We start from the raw sequence: 16,362 nt of genomic DNA on the forward strand, positions 1-16,362 counted from the left end.
GGGCGCGCGGCGGATGCGCGCCCCGGCACCTCCCGCCCCGGCGCGCGATCCCCCATCTTCCCGGTATGAGGGATGCCGCGAACCGCCCCGCCTATCTCGACAACCACGCCACCACCCCGGCAGATCCGCGGGTGCTGGCCGCGATGCGCCCCTGGTGGGAGGCGAACTTCGCCAACCCTGCCAGCATCGAGCACGCGCTGGGCCGCGAGGCCGAGGCAGCGGTGGAGGAAGCGCGCGCCCATGTGGCCGCACTGATCGGGGCGGAGGCGCGGGAGGTGATCTTCACCTCCGGCGCGACCGAGTCGAACAACCTGGCGATCAAGGGCGCGGCCCGCTTCGCCGCTGGGCAGGGCAGCGGCCGGCGGCGCGTGATCACCGTGGCCACCGAGCACAAATGCGTGCTGGAAAGCGTTCGGGACCTGGCCGCGGAGGGCTTCGAGCCGGTGATCCTGCCCGTGGGACCGGACGGGCTGCTGGATCCGGAGGCGCTGCGCGCGGCGCTGGAGGTGCCGACGGTGCTGGTTTCCGTTATGGCCGTGAACAACGAGATCGGGGTGGTGCAGGACATCGCCGGACTCGCCGTCATCGCGAAGGCGGCGGGCGCGCTGTTCCACACGGACGCGGCCCAGGCGGCCGGGCGCGTTCCAATCGACGTGGCGGGGATGGGGATCGACCTCCTCTCTCTCTCCGCCCACAAGCTCTACGGGCCGAAGGGAATCGGCGCGCTCTATGTCCGCCGGCGGCCGCGGGTGCGGCTGGCGCCGCTGCTCTCGGGCGGCGGGCAGGAGCGGGGGCTGCGCTCCGGCACCCTGCCGGCGCCGCTGGTCGTCGGCTTCGGGGAGGCGGCGCGGATCGCCCGGTTGGAGATGGCGCTGGACGAAGGCCGTATCGCCGGCCAGCGGGAACGGTTCCTGGCCGCGCTGGAGGCGGGCATCCCCGGCCTGCGGGTGAATGGCAGCAGGGAGAGCCGGGTGGCGGGGAACCTCAACATCACCCTGCCCGGCGGGGTGGACGCGCAGGAGGTGATGAAGGCGGCGCCGGGGGTCTGTGTCTCGACCGGCAGCGCCTGCTCCTCGGCCAGCATCGAGCCCTCCTACGTGCTGAGCGCCCTGGGTTTGCCGGAAGCGGAGGCGCGTTCGACCTTGCGGATCGGCATCGGCCGCTTTACCTCGCCCGCCGAAGTGGACCGGGCGGCGGCGGAGCTGGCACGCGCCTGGCAGGGGCTGCGCCGCGCGGCGGCCGAGTAGCGCCCTGCGGATTAGGAGAGATAGATGCCGAAGATGACCTTCGTCGAGCGGGATGGCACGCGCCGCGAGGTGGATGCGCCGCTGGGTCTTTCGGTTCTTGAGATCGCGCACAAGCACGGCGTGGACATCGAGGGCGCCTGCGAGGGCAGCCTCGCCTGCTCCACCTGCCACGTCATCGTGGACGAGAGCTGGTTCGAGCGGCTGGAGACCCCGACCGAGGACGAGGAGGACATGCTCGACCTTGCTTTCGACCTGCAGGAGACGAGCCGGCTGGGCTGCCAGCTCATCATGACGGACAAGCTGGACGGGCTGGTGGTGAAGCTGCCCGCCGGCAGCCGCAACGCGGGCTGAGGAGATGAGCGCCCCCTATGGCCGCGAGGGCGGGCTGTTCCGGGCCCTGCGGCAGGGGGCGGCGCGGGAATGGGACGCCTATTGCTGGCATCCCTTCGTGCAGGGGCTGGCCGAGGGCACGCTGCCGCTTGCGGCCTTCCGGCGCTACCTCGTGCAGGACTACCTCTTCCTCGTGCAGTTCGCCCGCGCCCAGGCGCTGGCGGTGGTGAAGGCCGAGAGCCTGGAGGCCATGCGCGAGAAGGGCCGGGTGGTGCAGGCCATCCTGGACGAGACGAAGCTGCACCTCGTCTACTGCCGGGAATGGGGCCTGGACGAGGCCGCGGTGCTGGCCGAGGCGGAGGCGCCGGAGACGGTGGGCTACACGCGCTGGGTGATGGACCAGGGCTTCCGCGGCGACATTCTGGACCTGGAAGTGGCGCTGGCGCCCTGCACGGTCGGCTACGGCGAGGTGGCGCGGCGGATCGAGGCGCATCCCGGCCGTGTCCGCGAGGGCAATCCCTATGAGAACTGGATCGTCCAGTACGCGGGTCCCGACTACCAGGCGGTGGCAGCCGGTGCGGCGGCGCGGCTGGACATGCTGGGGGAGACCCATGGCGGCGCGGCGCGGATCGCCTCGCTGACGCGCGTCTTTGCCGAGGCGTCGAGGCTCGAGGCCGATTTCTGGCAGATGGGGCTGAACGCCTCATGAGGATCATGGTCGCCATGTCCGGCGGCGTGGACAGCAGCGTGGTCGCCGGGCTGCTGGCGGAGCAGGGGCACGAGGTGATCGGCGCCACGCTGCAGCTCTACGACCACGGCGCTGCCGTGCAGAAGAAGGGCGCCTGCTGCGCCGGCCAGGACATCCACGACGCGCGCGACGTGGCGGACCGCCTGGGCATCGCACACTACGTCCTTGACCGCGAGAGCCGCTTCCGGGACGCCGTGATCGCGGACTTCGCCGACAGCTACGCGCGCGGCGAGACCCCGATTCCCTGTGTACGCTGCAACCAGACCGTGAAGTTCCAGGACCTGGTCGCCCTGGCCCGGGAGCTGGGCTGCGAGGCCATGGCCACCGGCCACTACGCCCGCCGGGCCGAGGGGCCGGACGGCGCGGAGCTGCGCCGCGCGGCCGATCCGGCGCGGGACCAGTCCTACTTCCTCTTCGCCACCACGCGGGAGCAGCTGGCCTTCTCCCGCTTCCCGCTGGGCGAGATGCCGGACAAGGCGGCGGTGCGGCGGGAAGCAACGCGGCTGGGCCTGGCGGTGGCGGAGAAGCCGGACAGCCAGGACATCTGCTTCGTCCCGCAGGGCCACTACCACGAGCTGGTCGCCAAGCTCCGCCCGGAAGCGGCGGAAGAGGGCGAGATCGTGGACGAATCGGGCAACGTCCTCGGCCGCCACAAGGGCGTGGCCCGCTACACGGTGGGGCAGGGGCGGGGGCTCGGCCTCTCGCGCGATCCCGGGATGCGCGTCGCGGCGCTGGACCCCGCCCGGCGCCGCGTGATCGTTGCCCCGGCCCGTGCCATTCCCGTGGCCGAGGTGCCCGTGGCCGAGGTGAACTGGCTGATCGACCCGCCGGAGGCTCCTTTCCGCGCCGAGGCGAAGTTCCGCGCCCGCGAGGTGCCGCAGCCCGTGACGGCGCGCTGGGACGCGTCATCGGGGCGGCTGATCGTGACCCCCGACACGCCCGTAATCTCCGCCCCAGGCCAGGGCTGCGTGCTCTACGAGGGTGACCGCGTGCTGGGCGGCGGCTTCATCCGCGCCTCACGCGTCGCGGTGGTTGACGCCGAGGCGCCGGCGGCCTAATTCGCGGCCTCCCGGCAGGCGGCGCTCTGGCGGGGTAGCTCAGCTGGTTAGAGCACAGCACTCATAATGCTGGGGTCACCGGTTCAAGTCCGGTTCCCGCTACCAGTCCTCGCCGCCTGCCGGATCTCCCCTTCTACAAGATGAAATCCGCCGCGGTCAGCGGCACGGCGCTGCTGACGAGCAGGACCATGTCCGCCGGCCCGCCATCCAGCGAGATCTCCACGCGCCAGTTGCCGCCGAGGTCGAGCGCCCGCAGCTGGGGGCCCGATGCCGAGAATTCGGCGCCGCCGATGAAGGCGAAATGCCCATCAACCAGGGCCGAGAGGTCCAGGCGGTCTCCCTCCGCGCCATTGAAGTCGGCCACGCGATCCGCGGGGTTGCCGCGCGGGCTGTCCGAGGCGGTGGTCCAACGGAAGAGGTCAGCCCCGGCGCCGCCCGTCAGGATGTCCGTCCCCCTGCCGCCGATGAGCAGGTCGGCGCCGGCGCCGCCGAACAGGCGGTCGTTCCCCGCGCCGCCGAGCAGATGGTCCGAGCCGTCGCCGCCGTCGAGCCTGTCCGCGCCGGCGCCTCCGATCAGCAGGTCCTCGCCCGCCCCGCCGAGCAGGTTATCGTTCCCCTCCATGCCGGAAAGGAGGTCGTCCCCGTCGCCGCCCTGGACCCGATCGGCACTCGCCCCGGCGAAAACTCGGTCGTTCCCCGCGCCGGCGGCGATCGTATCCGCCCCGTCCACGCTGCCCGTGGGCGCACCGGTGGAGATCCGGGTCAGGGTGCCGTCGATGCCGACGACGAAGAGCGAGCCGTCACCGTCCTCGGCGAAGGAGACGAGGGCGTGGCGGGCCAGCGCGCCGCCGTCGTCTATCTCCGTGCGGTCCAGGGCGCCGTCGCCATCCCTGTCCGCCAGGGTCCAGAAGCGGGTGCTGATGTAGTCGCCGAAGAGGTACTGGCCGTAGAGGCCCGTCTCCGGCCCGCGGCTGACATAGCCGCCGATCACCGAGCGGTCGCTCGTCGAATGGTCGTAGGCATAGACGGGGAAGGTGAAGCCCGCGGCGGGGCCCGTCCCGCCCTCATAGGTGTTCCAGCCGTAGTTCGCGCCGGGGGCGCCGATGTTGACCTCCTCGAAGGCGTTCTGGCCGACATCGCCGATCCACAGCTTCCCCGTCCCGATGTCGAAGCTGTCGCGATAGGGGTTGCGGAGGCCGTAGGCCCAGACCTCGGGCGCGCCGCCGCCATCCACGAATGGGTTGTCGGCGGGGATCGCGTAGTTGCGCGCGGCGTCGCCAGGGAAGTCGTCCCCGTTCACGTCGATGCGCAGGATGGAGCCCCGCAGGTCGTTCGGGTTCTGGCCGCCGCCGGTCGCGTCGTTGGGGCCGCCACCATCGCCGGTCGCGATGTGCAGCATCCCGTCCGGGCCGAAGCCCATCCAGCCGCCCTTGTGGTTGGTGTAGCGACCGGGTTGGGGGATGGTGAGGATGTCCCGCGCGGTGCCGGCCGGTGCGGTGTCCGGGTCCTCCGGGTCGATCGTGTACTCCCGCACTTGGCTGTCGCCGTCGAGCCGGGAGAAGAAGACGTAGAACTTGCCGTTCGCCCGGAAATCCGGATGAAAGGCCATGCCGAGCAGGCCTTGCTCCCCGTCGGTCGCCACCTCGGCGCTCATGTCGAGGAAGGGCGTGGCCCGCACCTCTCCGGTGGCCGTGTCCACCACCCGGATCACGCCTGTCCTGTCGAGCACGTAGAGCTGCCCTACCTCGCCCTGCGGCGAGGTCGCGAAGACGGCCTGGCCCAGCCCGGTGGCAATGGTGGTGAAGACGGGCGCGGTCGCCGTGGCGGCCAGCGGGGCGTGGCCCTCGATCAGGTCGTCGCCCCTTGTGCCGGCGAGCCTGTCGCCGAGAAGGCTGCCCGTCACCGTCGCCATGTTCCAGCGCTCCTCCGTCCAGATCGGATCATGTCGGAACGAACGGCGTGACGGCAACGCAAGGAATTGCGGAGAGCGTTACGCATCCACCACGGCGGCGTGCGCGCGGCCAGCAACCTTGTTGTTCCACAAGCCTTTGTTATCGTTCGCACGAGCCCGTGAGCCGTCCGGCGGTTCCGCCGTGGCCATGCCGTCCCCTTCTCTGTCCTGACATCAATCAGAAGGAGAGAGGATGCGCCCGACCGTCACCGCCCTGCTGGCCGGCCTTGCGCTGGCGCCCTTGTCCGCCGCCGCGCAGCCTGCCGCACCTGACACCTCCCGGGCGGTGCCCATCCCAGGCGTCTCGCCCGGCACGCGGCCGGGGAATGCCGCCGAGATGCCACGGGTCGTCATCGGCGCGCCGGGCCGGTGCGAGCTGTCCACGGCCGGCCGCTCGCAGCCCTGCACCAGCGGCCTGGTCTATGTGCAGCACCAGAATGGCACGGTGCTGATTTCCGTGCAGTCCACCCCGACCAGCACCATCGGCTTCCAGGGAAACAGCGACACCCAGCCGCGGCCGGAGGAGTACACGCTGAACCTCAGCCGGATGCACACGTCGGTGAACGGCACGACGGCGGCGAAGAGCGTGAGCGGCACCTGCCAGATCAGCATGACGGCCGACGGACAGACCTGGCACCGCGCGACCTGCCGCGCACGGGACGGCAACGGCATGGAGACGGTGATGAGCTTCACCGGCGACGGCCGGCAGGTGACGGCGGCCCGGCCTGGGGCCCAGCCCGGTGCCCCGTCTGGTGCCCAGCCCGGCGGGCAGCCCGGGCATGGGGGCGGGGCGAGCGGCGCCAAGCCAGCGCCGGCCGCGCCGCCGAAGGGTTGAGCGCCGCCCCTTTGCCTGGAGGCCGGGAGGCCGCATCGTTCCCGCCGGCATTCGGCGGGAGTCGCGCGTGAAGGTCCTCGTCCTCGGCAGCGGCGTCATTGGCGTCACCACCGCCTGGTACCTGGCGAAGGCCGGGCATGAGGTGACGGTGATCGACCGCCAGGACGGGGCGGGCAAGGAGACGAGCTTCGCCAATGCGGGGCAGCTCTCCTACGGCTACTCCTCGCCCTGGGCGGGGCCGGGCGTGCCGATGAAGGCGGTGAAGTGGCTGCTGATGCACCACCGCCCCTTCGTCCTCTGGCCGCGCCCGGACTGGGAAATGCTCTCCTGGCTCGCCCGCATGGCGGCGAACTGCACGGAGCGTGCCTATCGCCGCAACAAGGGCCGCATGGTGCGCGTGGCCGAGTACAGCCGCGTGGCGCTGGCCGATCTGCGCGCCGAGACGGGGATCGAGTTCGATCACCGCGCCCGCGGCACGGTGCAGCTCTTCCGCACGCAGAAGCAGCTGGACCATGTGGGCGGCGACACCGCCGTGCTGGACGAGTACGGCGTGCCCTGGGAACTGCTGGACTTGGCCGGCTGCATCGCGGCGGAGCCGGCGCTCGCGCGGGTGCGGGACAAGTTCGTCGGCGGCCTCCGCCTGCCGCAGGACGAGACAGGGGATGCCTTCCTCTTCACCCAGCGCCTGGCCGAGCTTGCCCGCGGCAGGGGCGTGGAGTTTCACCTGGGCGTCGGCATCGCCTCCATCCACTGCGAGGGCGGGCGCGTGGCAGCTGTGGAGACGGACCACGGCGACTTCACCGCCGATGCCTATGTCGCCGCGCTGGGCAGCCACACCCCTGCGATGCTGCGGCCGCTGGGGCTGCGCCTGCCGGTCTACCCCATCAAAGGCTATTCCCTGACCCTGCCGGTGACGGCGGAGGAGGCCGCGCCCGTCTCGACCGTGATGGACGAGACCTACAAGATCGCCATCACGCGCCTGGGCGACCGCATCCGGGTGGGCGGCACAGCGGAGATCGCGGGCTTCTCCACCAGCCTGCGCCGGCCCCGGCGGGAGACGCTGGAGCACTCCGTCCGCGACCTCTTCCCCGATGGCGGGAACATCGGGGCGGCGAAGTTCTGGACGGGGTTGCGGCCCATGACGCCGGACGGCACGCCCATCATCGGCAGAACGCGGATGCCCAACCTCTTCACCAACACCGGCCACGGCACGCTGGGCTGGACCATGGCCTGCGGCTCCGGCCGGGCGCTGGCGGACATCGTCTCCGGCCGCACGCCGGAGATCGACGTCTCGGACCTCGGCCTCTCGCGTTACGGTTGATCCAGGGACCTTGGCATGCCGGGGCGGGGCGCCGACATGCCCCCTGGGCGGCCCGCCTTGGAGGCCACCGCCAGGCCGTGATAGCGTCGTAGAATAACGAATTCCACGGAGGATTGCCGCATGACACTCCAACTCGGGCAAACCGCCCCGGACTTCGAGGCCGACACCACCCAGGGCCGCATCCGCTTCCACGAGTGGCTCGGCGATTCCTGGGGCGTGCTGTTCAGCCACCCCAAGGACTACACCCCCGTTTGCACGACGGAGCTGGGCTATACCGCCAAGCTGAAGCCGGAGTTCGACAAGCGGGGCGTGAAGGTGATCGGCCTCTCGGTCGATACGCTGGACCGGCATGAAGGGTGGAACGCGGACATCGAGGAGACGCAGGGCACCCCTGTGAACTTCCCGATGATCTCCGACCACGACAAGAAGGTCGCCTCCCTCTACGATATGATCCACCCCGAGGCGGACGCGGCGGTGACGGTGCGGACGGTCTTCGTGATCGACCCGAACAAGAAGATCCGGCTGATGCTGATCTACCCGCCCTCCGCCGGGCGGAACTTCGACGAAATCCTGCGCGTGATCGACAGCCTGCAGCTGACGGACAAGCACAAGGTTGCCACCCCCGTGAACTGGCAGAAGGGTGACAAGGTCATCGTCGCCGCCAGCCTCTCGGACGAAGAGGCGAAGAAGCACTTCCCGAAAGGCTGGACGGCCGAGAAGCCGTACCTGCGCTGGGTTGACCATCTGGAGTGGACCTGAACCAGCATGCCCATCCTCGCAACCGACTTCTGGGACGCGGTCGGGAATACGCCGCTCATCCGGCTCCGCCGCGCCTCCGAGGAGACGGGGTGCGAGATCCTGGGCAAGGCCGAGTTCATGAACCCCGGCGGCAGCGTGAAGGACCGCGCCGCGATCGGGATCCTCGGGGAGGCCGTTGATCGCGGCCTCCTCACCCCGTTCCAGCCCGGAACGGTGGTTGAGGGAACGGCGGGGAATACTGGCATCGGGTTGGCGCTGGCCGCCAATGCGCGGGGCTGGAAGTCCGTCATCGTCGTGCCGCGCACGCAGAGCCAGGAGAAGCTGGACTTCCTGCGCATGATCGGCGCCGACCTGCGGCTGGTAGACCCGAAGCCGCTGGCGGACCCGAATCACTACGTGAACTACTCCCGCCGCCTGGCGGAGGAGATGGGCGCGGTCTGGGCCAACCAGTTCGGCAACTCCGCCAACGCCGTGGCGCATGAGCGCACCACGGGCGTGGAGATCTGGGAGCAGACGGGCGGGAAGGTGGATGCCTTCACCTGCGCCTGCGGCACCGGCGGCACGCTGCACGGCACGGCGCGTGCGCTGAAGGCGCGGAACCCCGGCGTGCGGATTGTGCTGGCGGACCCGCACGGCTCGGGCCTCTTCTCCTGGGTGAAGACCGGCACCGTCTCGGCCGAGGGCAACTCCATCACCGAGGGGATCGGGCAGGCGAGCAAGGTGCCCGCCGTGCTGGAGGGCGCACCGATCGACGACGCGGTGCGGATCTCCGACGCGGAGGCGCTGGAGCAGTGCTTCTCCCTCCTCGTCGAGGAGGGGCTGAGCGTGGGCGGATCGGCCGGGCTGAACGTGGCGGCGGCGATCCGGGTGGCGAAGGACCTAGGCCCGGGGCACACCGTGGTCACCGTCCTCTGCGACGGCGGGGCGCGCTACCAGTCCAAGCTCTTCAACCCGGAATTCTTGCGGGAGAAGGGGCTGCCGGTGCCGGGCTGGCTGGCATGACGAGGTTCCTGTGATCCGGGAGGCGCTGGAGATCGCGCGGGCCATCCGAGCGCGGGATCCGGCGCGGCCGACCTTCACCGAATCGATCCTCTGCTATGCCGGGCTGCACGCGGTGCTGTGGCACCGGCTGGCGAACCGCCTCTGGCGCGCTGGCTTCCGTGCGCCGGCCCGCGTTGTCTCCCATCTCTCGCGCTTCCTGACGGGGATCGAGATCCATCCCGGCGCGATGATCGGCCGGCGGCTCTTCATCGACCACGGGATGGGCGTGGTGATCGGCGAGACGGCCGAGATCGGCGACGACGTGCTGATCTACCACGGCGTGACCCTGGGCGGCCTGACCCTGCGCCCGGGCAAGCGCCACCCAACGCTGGAGAGCGGCGTGGTGATCGGCGCGGGCGCACAGGTGCTGGGCCCCATCCGGATCGGGCGCAACGCGAGGGTGGGGGCGAACGCCGTCTGCGTGGATCCCGTGCCGGACGGGGTGACTGTCGTCGGCATTCCCGCCCGCCCGCCGGGCAAGCCTTGCGAGGAGGGAACGACGGGTTACGGCATCGCGCCGGGCGCGTTGGAATCCATGACGGAGCAGGTCGCCGCGCTGCGGGCGGAGATCGCGGCCCTGAAGGAGCGCGACTCGCTTCGGGCCTGACCGACTCTGCCTTTGCGGAGGATGCCATGCACCGGAGGACCCTGATCCTGGCCAGTCTCGCTGCCGCCACCGCCGCACCCGCCGCCGCGCAGGGAAAATCCGGCACCCTGCTGGTGATGGAGAAGAACGATGCCCGCCTGGCTTTCCTGGACGCATCCGACGGGCGGCGGCTGGGGCAGGTGGAGTTGCCGGAGTTCCCGCACGAGTTCGTGGTGGACCCGGCAGGGCGGCACGCCTTCGTCGGTCATTATGGCGTCGAGGCTTCCGCCAGGCCGGGGGAGGGTGGGCACTCCGTGCTGGTGGTGGACATCGCCGCGCGGAAGGTGGCGCGCCGGATTGACCTTTCGCCCTTCAACCGGCTGCACGGCATGGGCGTCGACGCGCAGGGCCGCCTCTCCGTGGTCAGCGAGGAGAAGGGCGTCCTCCTCACCCTGGACAGGCCGCTGGAAGACGAGGCGCCCGGCTTCGCCGTGCCGGCGGGCGGCATCAAGACCCACATGTTCGCGCTGTCGCGGGACGGGGAGCGGGCCTTCGTTACCGGGCTGCTCTCCAACACCGCCAGCCTGGTCCGCCCGCGCGACGCGTCGGTGGCGCCGGTGGTGGTGACGACGGGGCGGATGCCCGAGGGGTGCTGCCTCTCCCCGGACGAGGGCACGCTCTATGTCGGCAACCGGCGCAGCGGCACGCTGGCCGCGATCGACACGGCAACCATGCGCGTGCGCGACACGCGGGAGGTCGGGGGCGATCCGCTCCGCGTCTATCCCCTGCCGGACGGCCGGCTGCTGATGATCGACCTAGCCCGCTCCGCACTCGTCCTGCTGCGGGCGGACATGCGGGAGATCTGGCGCCTCGACCTCGGCGCGAAGCCGAACGCGGCCTCGCTGCATCCCTCGCAGGCCAGGGCCTTCGTCTCCCTCGCCTCGGACGAGGTGGCCGTGGTGGACCTGGATCGTCCGGCGATCGAGGGGCGGATGGCGACCGGGCGGGGTGCGGACGTGACGCGGCTGCTTCAGACATAGGCGAAGGGGGCGGGACCTTCCGGCCCCGCCCCCCTCGTGTCTTCGAGACGGGATCGGGCTGCTTAGCGCAGCACGATCTCGACGCGGCGGTTCTGCGGCTCGCGCACGCCGTCGGCGGTCGGGACCAGCGGGCGGCTCTCGCCGAAGGCCTGGATCGACATGGCCGAACGCGGCACGCCACGGCGCGTCAGCTCGGCAGCGACGGCCTCGGCGCGGCGCATGGAGAGGCGCTGGTTGTACTGCGGCGTGCCGGAGCGGTCGGCGTGGCCGGCCACCTCGATGCGCGTGGTGTTGGTGCTGCTCGCGGCCTGGGCGGCGTCCGCGATGATCTGGCGGGCGCGGTCCGTCAGGTCGGCGCGGTCGAAGTCGAAGAACACGAGGTAGGTGCGGGCCGGGGCCGGCGCGGCCGCCGGGGCGGGCGCGACGATCGGGGCCGGCGCCGGGCGCGGCTGGTTGAAGGCGTAGCGCAGGCCCAGCATGATCGAGTGATTGAAGTTCTCCACCTCCGTCTTGCGCTGCAGGACAGTGTTCGCCGCGGGGACGTAGTTGGACGGCACGTCCTGGTTCAGCGTGCCGTAGAAGCGGTACTCCGCCGTCAGCGTCAGGCCCGGCACGGCCCGGATGGGGAAGCCCACGCCGCCGATGGCCTGGTAGGCGAAGTCGCCGCTCGTGCCATAGGCATCGACGCGCGGCCCGCTCGCGCTCTGCACGCGTACGCCCTGGTAGTTCACCCAGCCATAGCCGGCGCCGAGCCCGACATAGGGCTGCACGGGCCAGTTCGGGACAGCGAAGTCGTAGAACACGTTGGCCATCACGCCGTACTGGATGACGTGGCCGCTGGTCCGCCGCGGCGGCGCGATGAAGCCCATCCGGCCGCTATCCACGTCGTTGTTGCGGTAGTTGCCCTCGATCTCCGCGCGCAGCCCGTTGCCGAAGCCCCAGCCGAGGCTCCCGACGAAGCCATAGCCCGTCTCGAAGTCGATGGAGCCGCTGCCGGTCAGGGCGCGGGCGCCGGAACTGCTGGGCTGGAAGTCCGAGCGCTGCGTCCAGTTCACCCCGCCGCCGCCCGCGATGTACAGGCCGGATACGGGTTGCGCCCCTGCCACGAAGGGGAGGGCCACGAGGCTGGCGGACAGTAGCGCGCCCTGAAATCTTTTCACGAGGGTTCTCCCGGCATGTCTCAGCGCATCCAGCCGGCCGCGGTCCTTGCGGCCGGGTCTGCGCGAGTCTCTTCCGAACCTATTTTGAGAATGGGTGTGCAGATTTGTAAAAACACAACCCTGTGCGCGAGAACGTACTAACATTTCGCGCATAAGAAGAATCAAATTTGGTGAATGCAACCAAGACGAGTAGAAGGTGTTCTGAGCCGTCAAACGCCTCTTGGCCGGTGCGTTATCGCGGAGCAGGACCCAGGGCGCTATAACCAAAGAGGTTCTCCCGCGCGGGAGAACCTCTTCTCAGGCAGCCGACGATCCCCGTCGGCAGGTGCCGGACGGTGTTGGCGGGCGGGTGCTCAGCCCAGCTTCGCCTCGCGCCGGCGGCGGTGCAGCACGAACTCCGTGTAGCCGTTCGGCTGCGCGGCCCCCTCGAAGACAAGGTCGCAGGCCGCCTTGAAGGCCACGCCGCCGAAGCCCGGCGCCATCGGCGTGTACTCCGGGTCGCCCGCGTTCTGCTTGTCCACCACCGCCGCCATGCGGCGCAGCGTCTCCTCCACGCGCTCACGCGTCACGATGCCGTGGCGCAGCCAATTGGCGATGTGCTGGGCGGAGATGCGGAGCGTCGCGCGGTCCTCCATCAGCCCGACATCATGGATGTCCGGGACCTTGGAGCAGCCGACGCCCTGGTCGATCCAGCGCACGACATAGCCGAGGATGCCCTGGGCGTTGTTGTCCAGCTCCGCCTGGATGTCCTGGTCCGCGAAGTTGGTGTTCTCCGCCAGCGGGATGGTCAGCAGGTCGGCCAGCTTCGCGCGCGCTCCGCCCTTCGCCAGCTCCGCTTGGCGCGCGGCCACGTCCACCGTGTGGTAGTGCAGCGCGTGCAGCGTGGCGGCGGTGGGGGAGGGGACCCAGGCCGTGCTGGCGCCGGCCTTGGGGTGGCCCACCTTCTGATCCAGCATCGCGGCCATCGCATCTGGGGCGGCCCACATGCCCTTGCCGATCTGGGCGTGGCCGCGCAGCCCGCAGGCCAGGCCGACATCCACGTTGTTGTCCTCGTAGGCGCCGATCCAGGCGGCCTTGCGCATGTCGTTCTTGCGGACGACGGGGCCGGCCTCCATGGAGGTGTGGATCTCGTCGCCCGTGCGGTCGAGGAAGCCGGTGTTGATGAAGAACACGCGGGACTTCGCCGCCTCGATGCAGCGGGCGAGGTTCACGGTGGTGCGCCGCTCCTCGTCCATGATGCCCATCTTGAGCGTGTTGGCGGGCAGGCCGAGCGCCGCCTCCACCTCGCCGAAGAGCGCCACGGCCCACTCCACCTCGGCCGGGCCGTGCATCTTCGGCTTGACGATGTAGACGCTGCCGGCGCGGCTGTTCATCCGCTTGCCGCGCAGGTCGTGCAGGGCGATCAGGCTGGTCACGTAGGCGTCCAGGATCGTCTCCGGCGTCTCTGCGCCGTCCAGCTTCACCGCGTCCGTCATCATGTGGTGGCCGACGTTGCGGACCAGCATGATGGAACGGCCGTGCAGAGTGAACTCCCCGCCATCTGCCCCCTTGTAGCTCCGGTCCGGGTTCAGGCGGCGCACGAGCGTCTCGCCGCTCTTCTCGAAGCTCGCCGAGAGGTCGCCGCGCATCAGGCCCAGCCAGTTGCGGTACACCACCACCTTGTCGTCCGCGTCCACGGCGGCGACCGAGTCCTCGGCGTCCATGATGGTGGAGAGCGCCGCCTCCAGCAGCAGGTCGGCGACGCCCGCCTTGTCCGTGCGGCCGATCGGGTGGGCGCGATCGATCACGATCTCCATGTGCAGGCCGTTCCGCGCCAGCAGGATGCCGGTCGGCTCGTCCTCGCTGCCGTTGTACCCGCGGAACTGCGAGGGATCCTTCAGCCCGGTGAGGGGCCCTCCGGCCGTCACGGCGCTCAGCCGCCCGGCCTCAACGCGGTAGGCGGCGACATCGGCGTGGCTGCCGGTCTCGAGCGGCGCGGCGGCGTCTAGCACGGCGCGGGCGCGGGCGATCACGGCCGCCCCGCGGACTGCATCATAGCCCTTGGCCTTCGGGCCCTCCTGCGGGATGGCATCGGTACCGTAGAGCGCGTCGTAGAGGCTGCCCCAGCGGGCATTCGCCGCGTTCAGCGCGTAGCGGGCATTGTTCACGGGCACGACGAGCTGCGGGCCGGCCATGCGGGCAATCTCGTCGTCCACATTCGCCGTCTCGACGGTGAAGGGGGCGGGTGGGTCCAGCAGGTAGCCGATCTCGCGCAGGAAGGCCTCGTAGGCGGCGCGGTCCACCGGGCGGGCGGGGTTGGCGCGGTGCCAGGCGTCGATTTTCGCCTGCAGCGCGTCGCGCTCGGCCAGAAGGGCGGCGTTGCGGGCGCCCAGGCCGCGCAGCGTGGCCTCCATGGCCGCCCAGAAGGCACCGGCCTCCACGCCCGTGCCCGCCAGGGCCTCTTCCTCGATGAAGCGACGGAGGACGGGGGCGACCTCCATGCCCTGACCCGTTCCAGCCATGCCGTGTCCCTCCTCTTGCAGCGTCCTTGTCCAATAGGCCGGCGCCGTGCGGCGGGCAAACCGGCCCGCCATCCGGGCGGCCTTGCCCATGCGGCCGTCCGGCGCGACGCTCTCCCGCCCTTTTACCGCAGGTGCCAGATGTCCGACCTCGCCGCCTACCTCCCCCCGCCGCACACCATCCAGCACTGGTCCCTTTCCAAGCCCGGCGCCTCCGGCCGGGGAGGGATCGTCGCCTCCCAGTCCCGGGCGGCGGCGGAGGCCGGGGTGGCGGTGCTGGAAGCGGGCGGAAACGCGGCGGACGCGGCGGTGGCCGCCGCCTTCGCGCTGGCCACGGCCGAGCCCTGGAACAGCGGGCTGGGCGGCATCGGCTTCGCCATCGTGCACAAGCCCGGCGCCGCGCCGAAGGTGGTGGATTTCGGCCCCGTGGCGCCGGCCGGGGTGGATCCGGCCGCCTATCCGCTGACCGGCAAGTGGAAGCAGGACCTCTTCGCCTGGCCGGAGGTGGTGGGGGACGTGAACATCCACGGCCCGCTCTCCTTCGTCATTCCCTCATCCGTCGCGGGCTACGACCTGCTGCGGACGGAATTCGGCACGGGAATGGGCCTGGACGCGCTGCTGGGGCCGGCCATCGCGCTCGCCCGGCGCGGGCTGGCGCAGGATTGGTTCACCACGCTGAAGGTCTCGGCCTCCGCCAAGGTGCTGCGGCTGTACGAGGAGAGCGCGCGGATCTACCTGCCGGACGGATTGCCGCCCAACCCGCCCTACCAGGGCAAGCCCGGCTTCCTGCAGCAAGGCGCCTTGGCGGAGACGCTGACGCGCCTGCGCGACAAGGGCTTGCGCGACTTCTACGAGGGCGGGCTCGCCGCCGACCTCGTGGCCGACTTCCAGGCCATGGGGAGCGTGATCGGCGCCGCCGACCTGGCGGGCTGCCGCGCGGTGGTGCGGGAAGCCATGCCGATCGACTGGCGGGGCACCCACACCATCCACACCGCGGGCGGGCTGACCGCCGCGCCGACCATGGCGGCGGTGGTGAAGGAGATGGCGCGCCTGCCCGTCTCGGCGGGGCTGGGCGCGGACTGGTATCGCGGCTTCGCGCGGGCCATGCGCGGCGGCTACGCCGACCGTCTTACGGGACTGGGCGCGGGGGAGGGCGCGAAGGAGACGGCCGAGACCTGCACCACCCACCTGACCGTCTGCGACGGGGACGGGATGATGGTCACCGTCACCACGACCCTGCTCTCCTCCATGGGCAGCCGCGTGGTCCTGCCGCGCACGGGCGTGCTGATGAACAACGGGATGATGTGGTTCGACCCGCAGCCCGGCAGCGCCAACGCCATCCGCCCCGGCGCCCGCCCGCTGTGCAACATGAGCCCGGTGACGGTCACGCGGGCCGGGGAGGATACGAACCCGATCCTGGCCGGCGGCGCCTCCGGCGGGCGGCGCATCCTGGCGAGCGTGATGCAGATGCTCGCCTTCCAGCTCGATTTCGGCATGGGACCGGAGGCGGCGGCGCACACGCCTCGCATCGACGTCTCCGGGCCGGACTCCGTTACGGCGGACCGGCGGGTGGGAGACGAGGTGCTGGGCGGCCTGGCGCAGGACGGGGGGCTGGAGGTGGTGGAGCACGCGGTGCTGCCCGTGAACTTCGCCTGCCCCAACTTCGTCGCGCGGGACGGCAATGGAGTGGCCGAGGGGATCACGGACGTGATGTCACCCTGGTCAGCGGCGCTGGCGGCAAAGACTTGAGCCTGGCGGGTTTGTCGTTGCATGGAAGTCACAGGCACG

General features: G+C 70.9%; 14 protein-coding genes and 1 tRNA gene. 12 read left to right on the forward strand and 3 right to left on the reverse strand.

What is annotated here, in order from left to right:
- Nucleotides 1-65 precede the first annotated feature (65 nt).
- The 5 genes from NRP21_RS09290 to NRP21_RS09310 all read left to right on the forward strand — a co-directional run bounded on the left by NRP21_RS09290 (nucleotide 66) and on the right by NRP21_RS09310 (nucleotide 3,488).
- Nucleotides 66-1,247, forward strand: coding sequence for a cysteine desulfurase family protein (locus tag NRP21_RS09290; protein WP_257715912.1), 1,182 nt, complete (start codon nucleotides 66-68; stop codon nucleotides 1,245-1,247).
- Nucleotides 1,248-1,271: 24 nt separating this feature from the next.
- On the forward strand, nucleotides 1,272-1,598 hold the full coding sequence (locus NRP21_RS09295) for a ferredoxin family 2Fe-2S iron-sulfur cluster binding protein (RefSeq protein ID WP_257715913.1): 327 nt from the start codon (nucleotides 1,272-1,274) through the stop codon (nucleotides 1,596-1,598).
- Between the two features lie 4 nt (nucleotides 1,599-1,602).
- Nucleotides 1,603-2,286: a thiaminase II gene (gene tenA / locus NRP21_RS09300; RefSeq protein WP_257715914.1), complete on the forward strand. Its 684-nt coding sequence runs from the start codon at nucleotides 1,603-1,605 to the stop codon at nucleotides 2,284-2,286.
- Nucleotides 2,283-3,383 carry a tRNA 2-thiouridine(34) synthase MnmA gene (mnmA, locus tag NRP21_RS09305; protein WP_257715915.1) on the forward strand — a complete coding sequence of 367 codons (1,101 nt, stop codon included), beginning with the start codon at nucleotides 2,283-2,285 and terminating at the stop codon, nucleotides 3,381-3,383. Before tenA ends, mnmA begins: the two co-directional genes overlap by 4 nt.
- Nucleotides 3,384-3,411: 28 nt before the next feature.
- A tRNA-Met gene (locus NRP21_RS09310) sits at nucleotides 3,412-3,488 on the forward strand.
- A 28-nt stretch (nucleotides 3,489-3,516) separates the two neighbouring features.
- Here the strand turns inward: NRP21_RS09310 and NRP21_RS09315 are convergent.
- Nucleotides 3,517-5,295: a PQQ-dependent sugar dehydrogenase gene (locus NRP21_RS09315; protein WP_257715916.1), complete on the reverse strand. Its 1,779-nt coding sequence runs from the start codon at nucleotides 5,293-5,295 to the stop codon at nucleotides 3,517-3,519.
- A gap of 232 nt (nucleotides 5,296-5,527) precedes the next feature.
- Between NRP21_RS09315 and NRP21_RS09320 the strand changes: the two genes are divergently transcribed.
- The 6 genes from NRP21_RS09320 to NRP21_RS09345 all read left to right on the forward strand — a co-directional run bounded on the left by NRP21_RS09320 (nucleotide 5,528) and on the right by NRP21_RS09345 (nucleotide 10,916).
- Entirely contained in the window at nucleotides 5,528-6,169 is a 642-nt protein-coding gene (locus NRP21_RS09320) for a hypothetical protein (RefSeq protein WP_257715917.1), read from the forward strand.
- 67 nt (nucleotides 6,170-6,236) lie between these two features.
- Nucleotides 6,237-7,490: a D-amino acid dehydrogenase gene (locus NRP21_RS09325; protein WP_257715918.1), complete on the forward strand. Its 1,254-nt coding sequence runs from the start codon at nucleotides 6,237-6,239 to the stop codon at nucleotides 7,488-7,490.
- 120 nt (nucleotides 7,491-7,610) lie between these two features.
- Nucleotides 7,611-8,249, forward strand: coding sequence for a peroxiredoxin (locus tag NRP21_RS09330; protein WP_257715919.1), 639 nt, complete (start codon nucleotides 7,611-7,613; stop codon nucleotides 8,247-8,249).
- Between the two features lie 6 nt (nucleotides 8,250-8,255).
- The gene (locus NRP21_RS09335; RefSeq protein WP_257715920.1) at nucleotides 8,256-9,251 is read left to right on the forward strand and encodes a cysteine synthase A; all 996 of its coding nucleotides are present in this window, start codon (nucleotides 8,256-8,258) and stop codon (nucleotides 9,249-9,251) included.
- Nucleotides 9,252-9,261: 10 nt separating this feature from the next.
- The gene (gene cysE, locus NRP21_RS09340; protein WP_257715921.1) at nucleotides 9,262-9,897 is read left to right on the forward strand and encodes a serine O-acetyltransferase; all 636 of its coding nucleotides are present in this window, start codon (nucleotides 9,262-9,264) and stop codon (nucleotides 9,895-9,897) included.
- A gap of 26 nt (nucleotides 9,898-9,923) precedes the next feature.
- Complete coding sequence (locus NRP21_RS09345) at nucleotides 9,924-10,916, forward strand: YncE family protein (RefSeq protein WP_257715922.1); 993 nt, start codon at nucleotides 9,924-9,926, stop codon at nucleotides 10,914-10,916.
- 62 nt (nucleotides 10,917-10,978) lie between these two features.
- Here the strand turns inward: NRP21_RS09345 and NRP21_RS09350 are convergent, their stop codons facing one another.
- Both NRP21_RS09350 and NRP21_RS09355 read right to left on the reverse strand, forming a co-directional pair.
- Entirely contained in the window at nucleotides 10,979-12,076 is a 1,098-nt protein-coding gene (locus NRP21_RS09350; RefSeq protein ID WP_257715923.1) for an OmpA family protein, read from the reverse strand.
- A gap of 353 nt (nucleotides 12,077-12,429) precedes the next feature.
- Nucleotides 12,430-14,577, reverse strand: coding sequence for a malate synthase G (locus NRP21_RS09355; RefSeq protein WP_257715924.1), 2,148 nt, complete (start codon nucleotides 14,575-14,577; stop codon nucleotides 12,430-12,432).
- 138 nt (nucleotides 14,578-14,715) lie between these two features.
- Here NRP21_RS09355 and NRP21_RS09360 point away from each other — a divergent pair, with 138 nt between their 5' ends.
- Entirely contained in the window at nucleotides 14,716-16,323 is a 1,608-nt protein-coding gene (locus NRP21_RS09360) for a gamma-glutamyltransferase (RefSeq protein ID WP_257715925.1), read from the forward strand.
- Nucleotides 16,324-16,362 lie beyond the last annotated feature (39 nt).

Source organism: Roseomonas populi, assembly GCF_024594815.1.
Classification (GTDB): Bacteria; Pseudomonadota; Alphaproteobacteria; order Acetobacterales; family Acetobacteraceae; genus Roseomonas; species Roseomonas populi.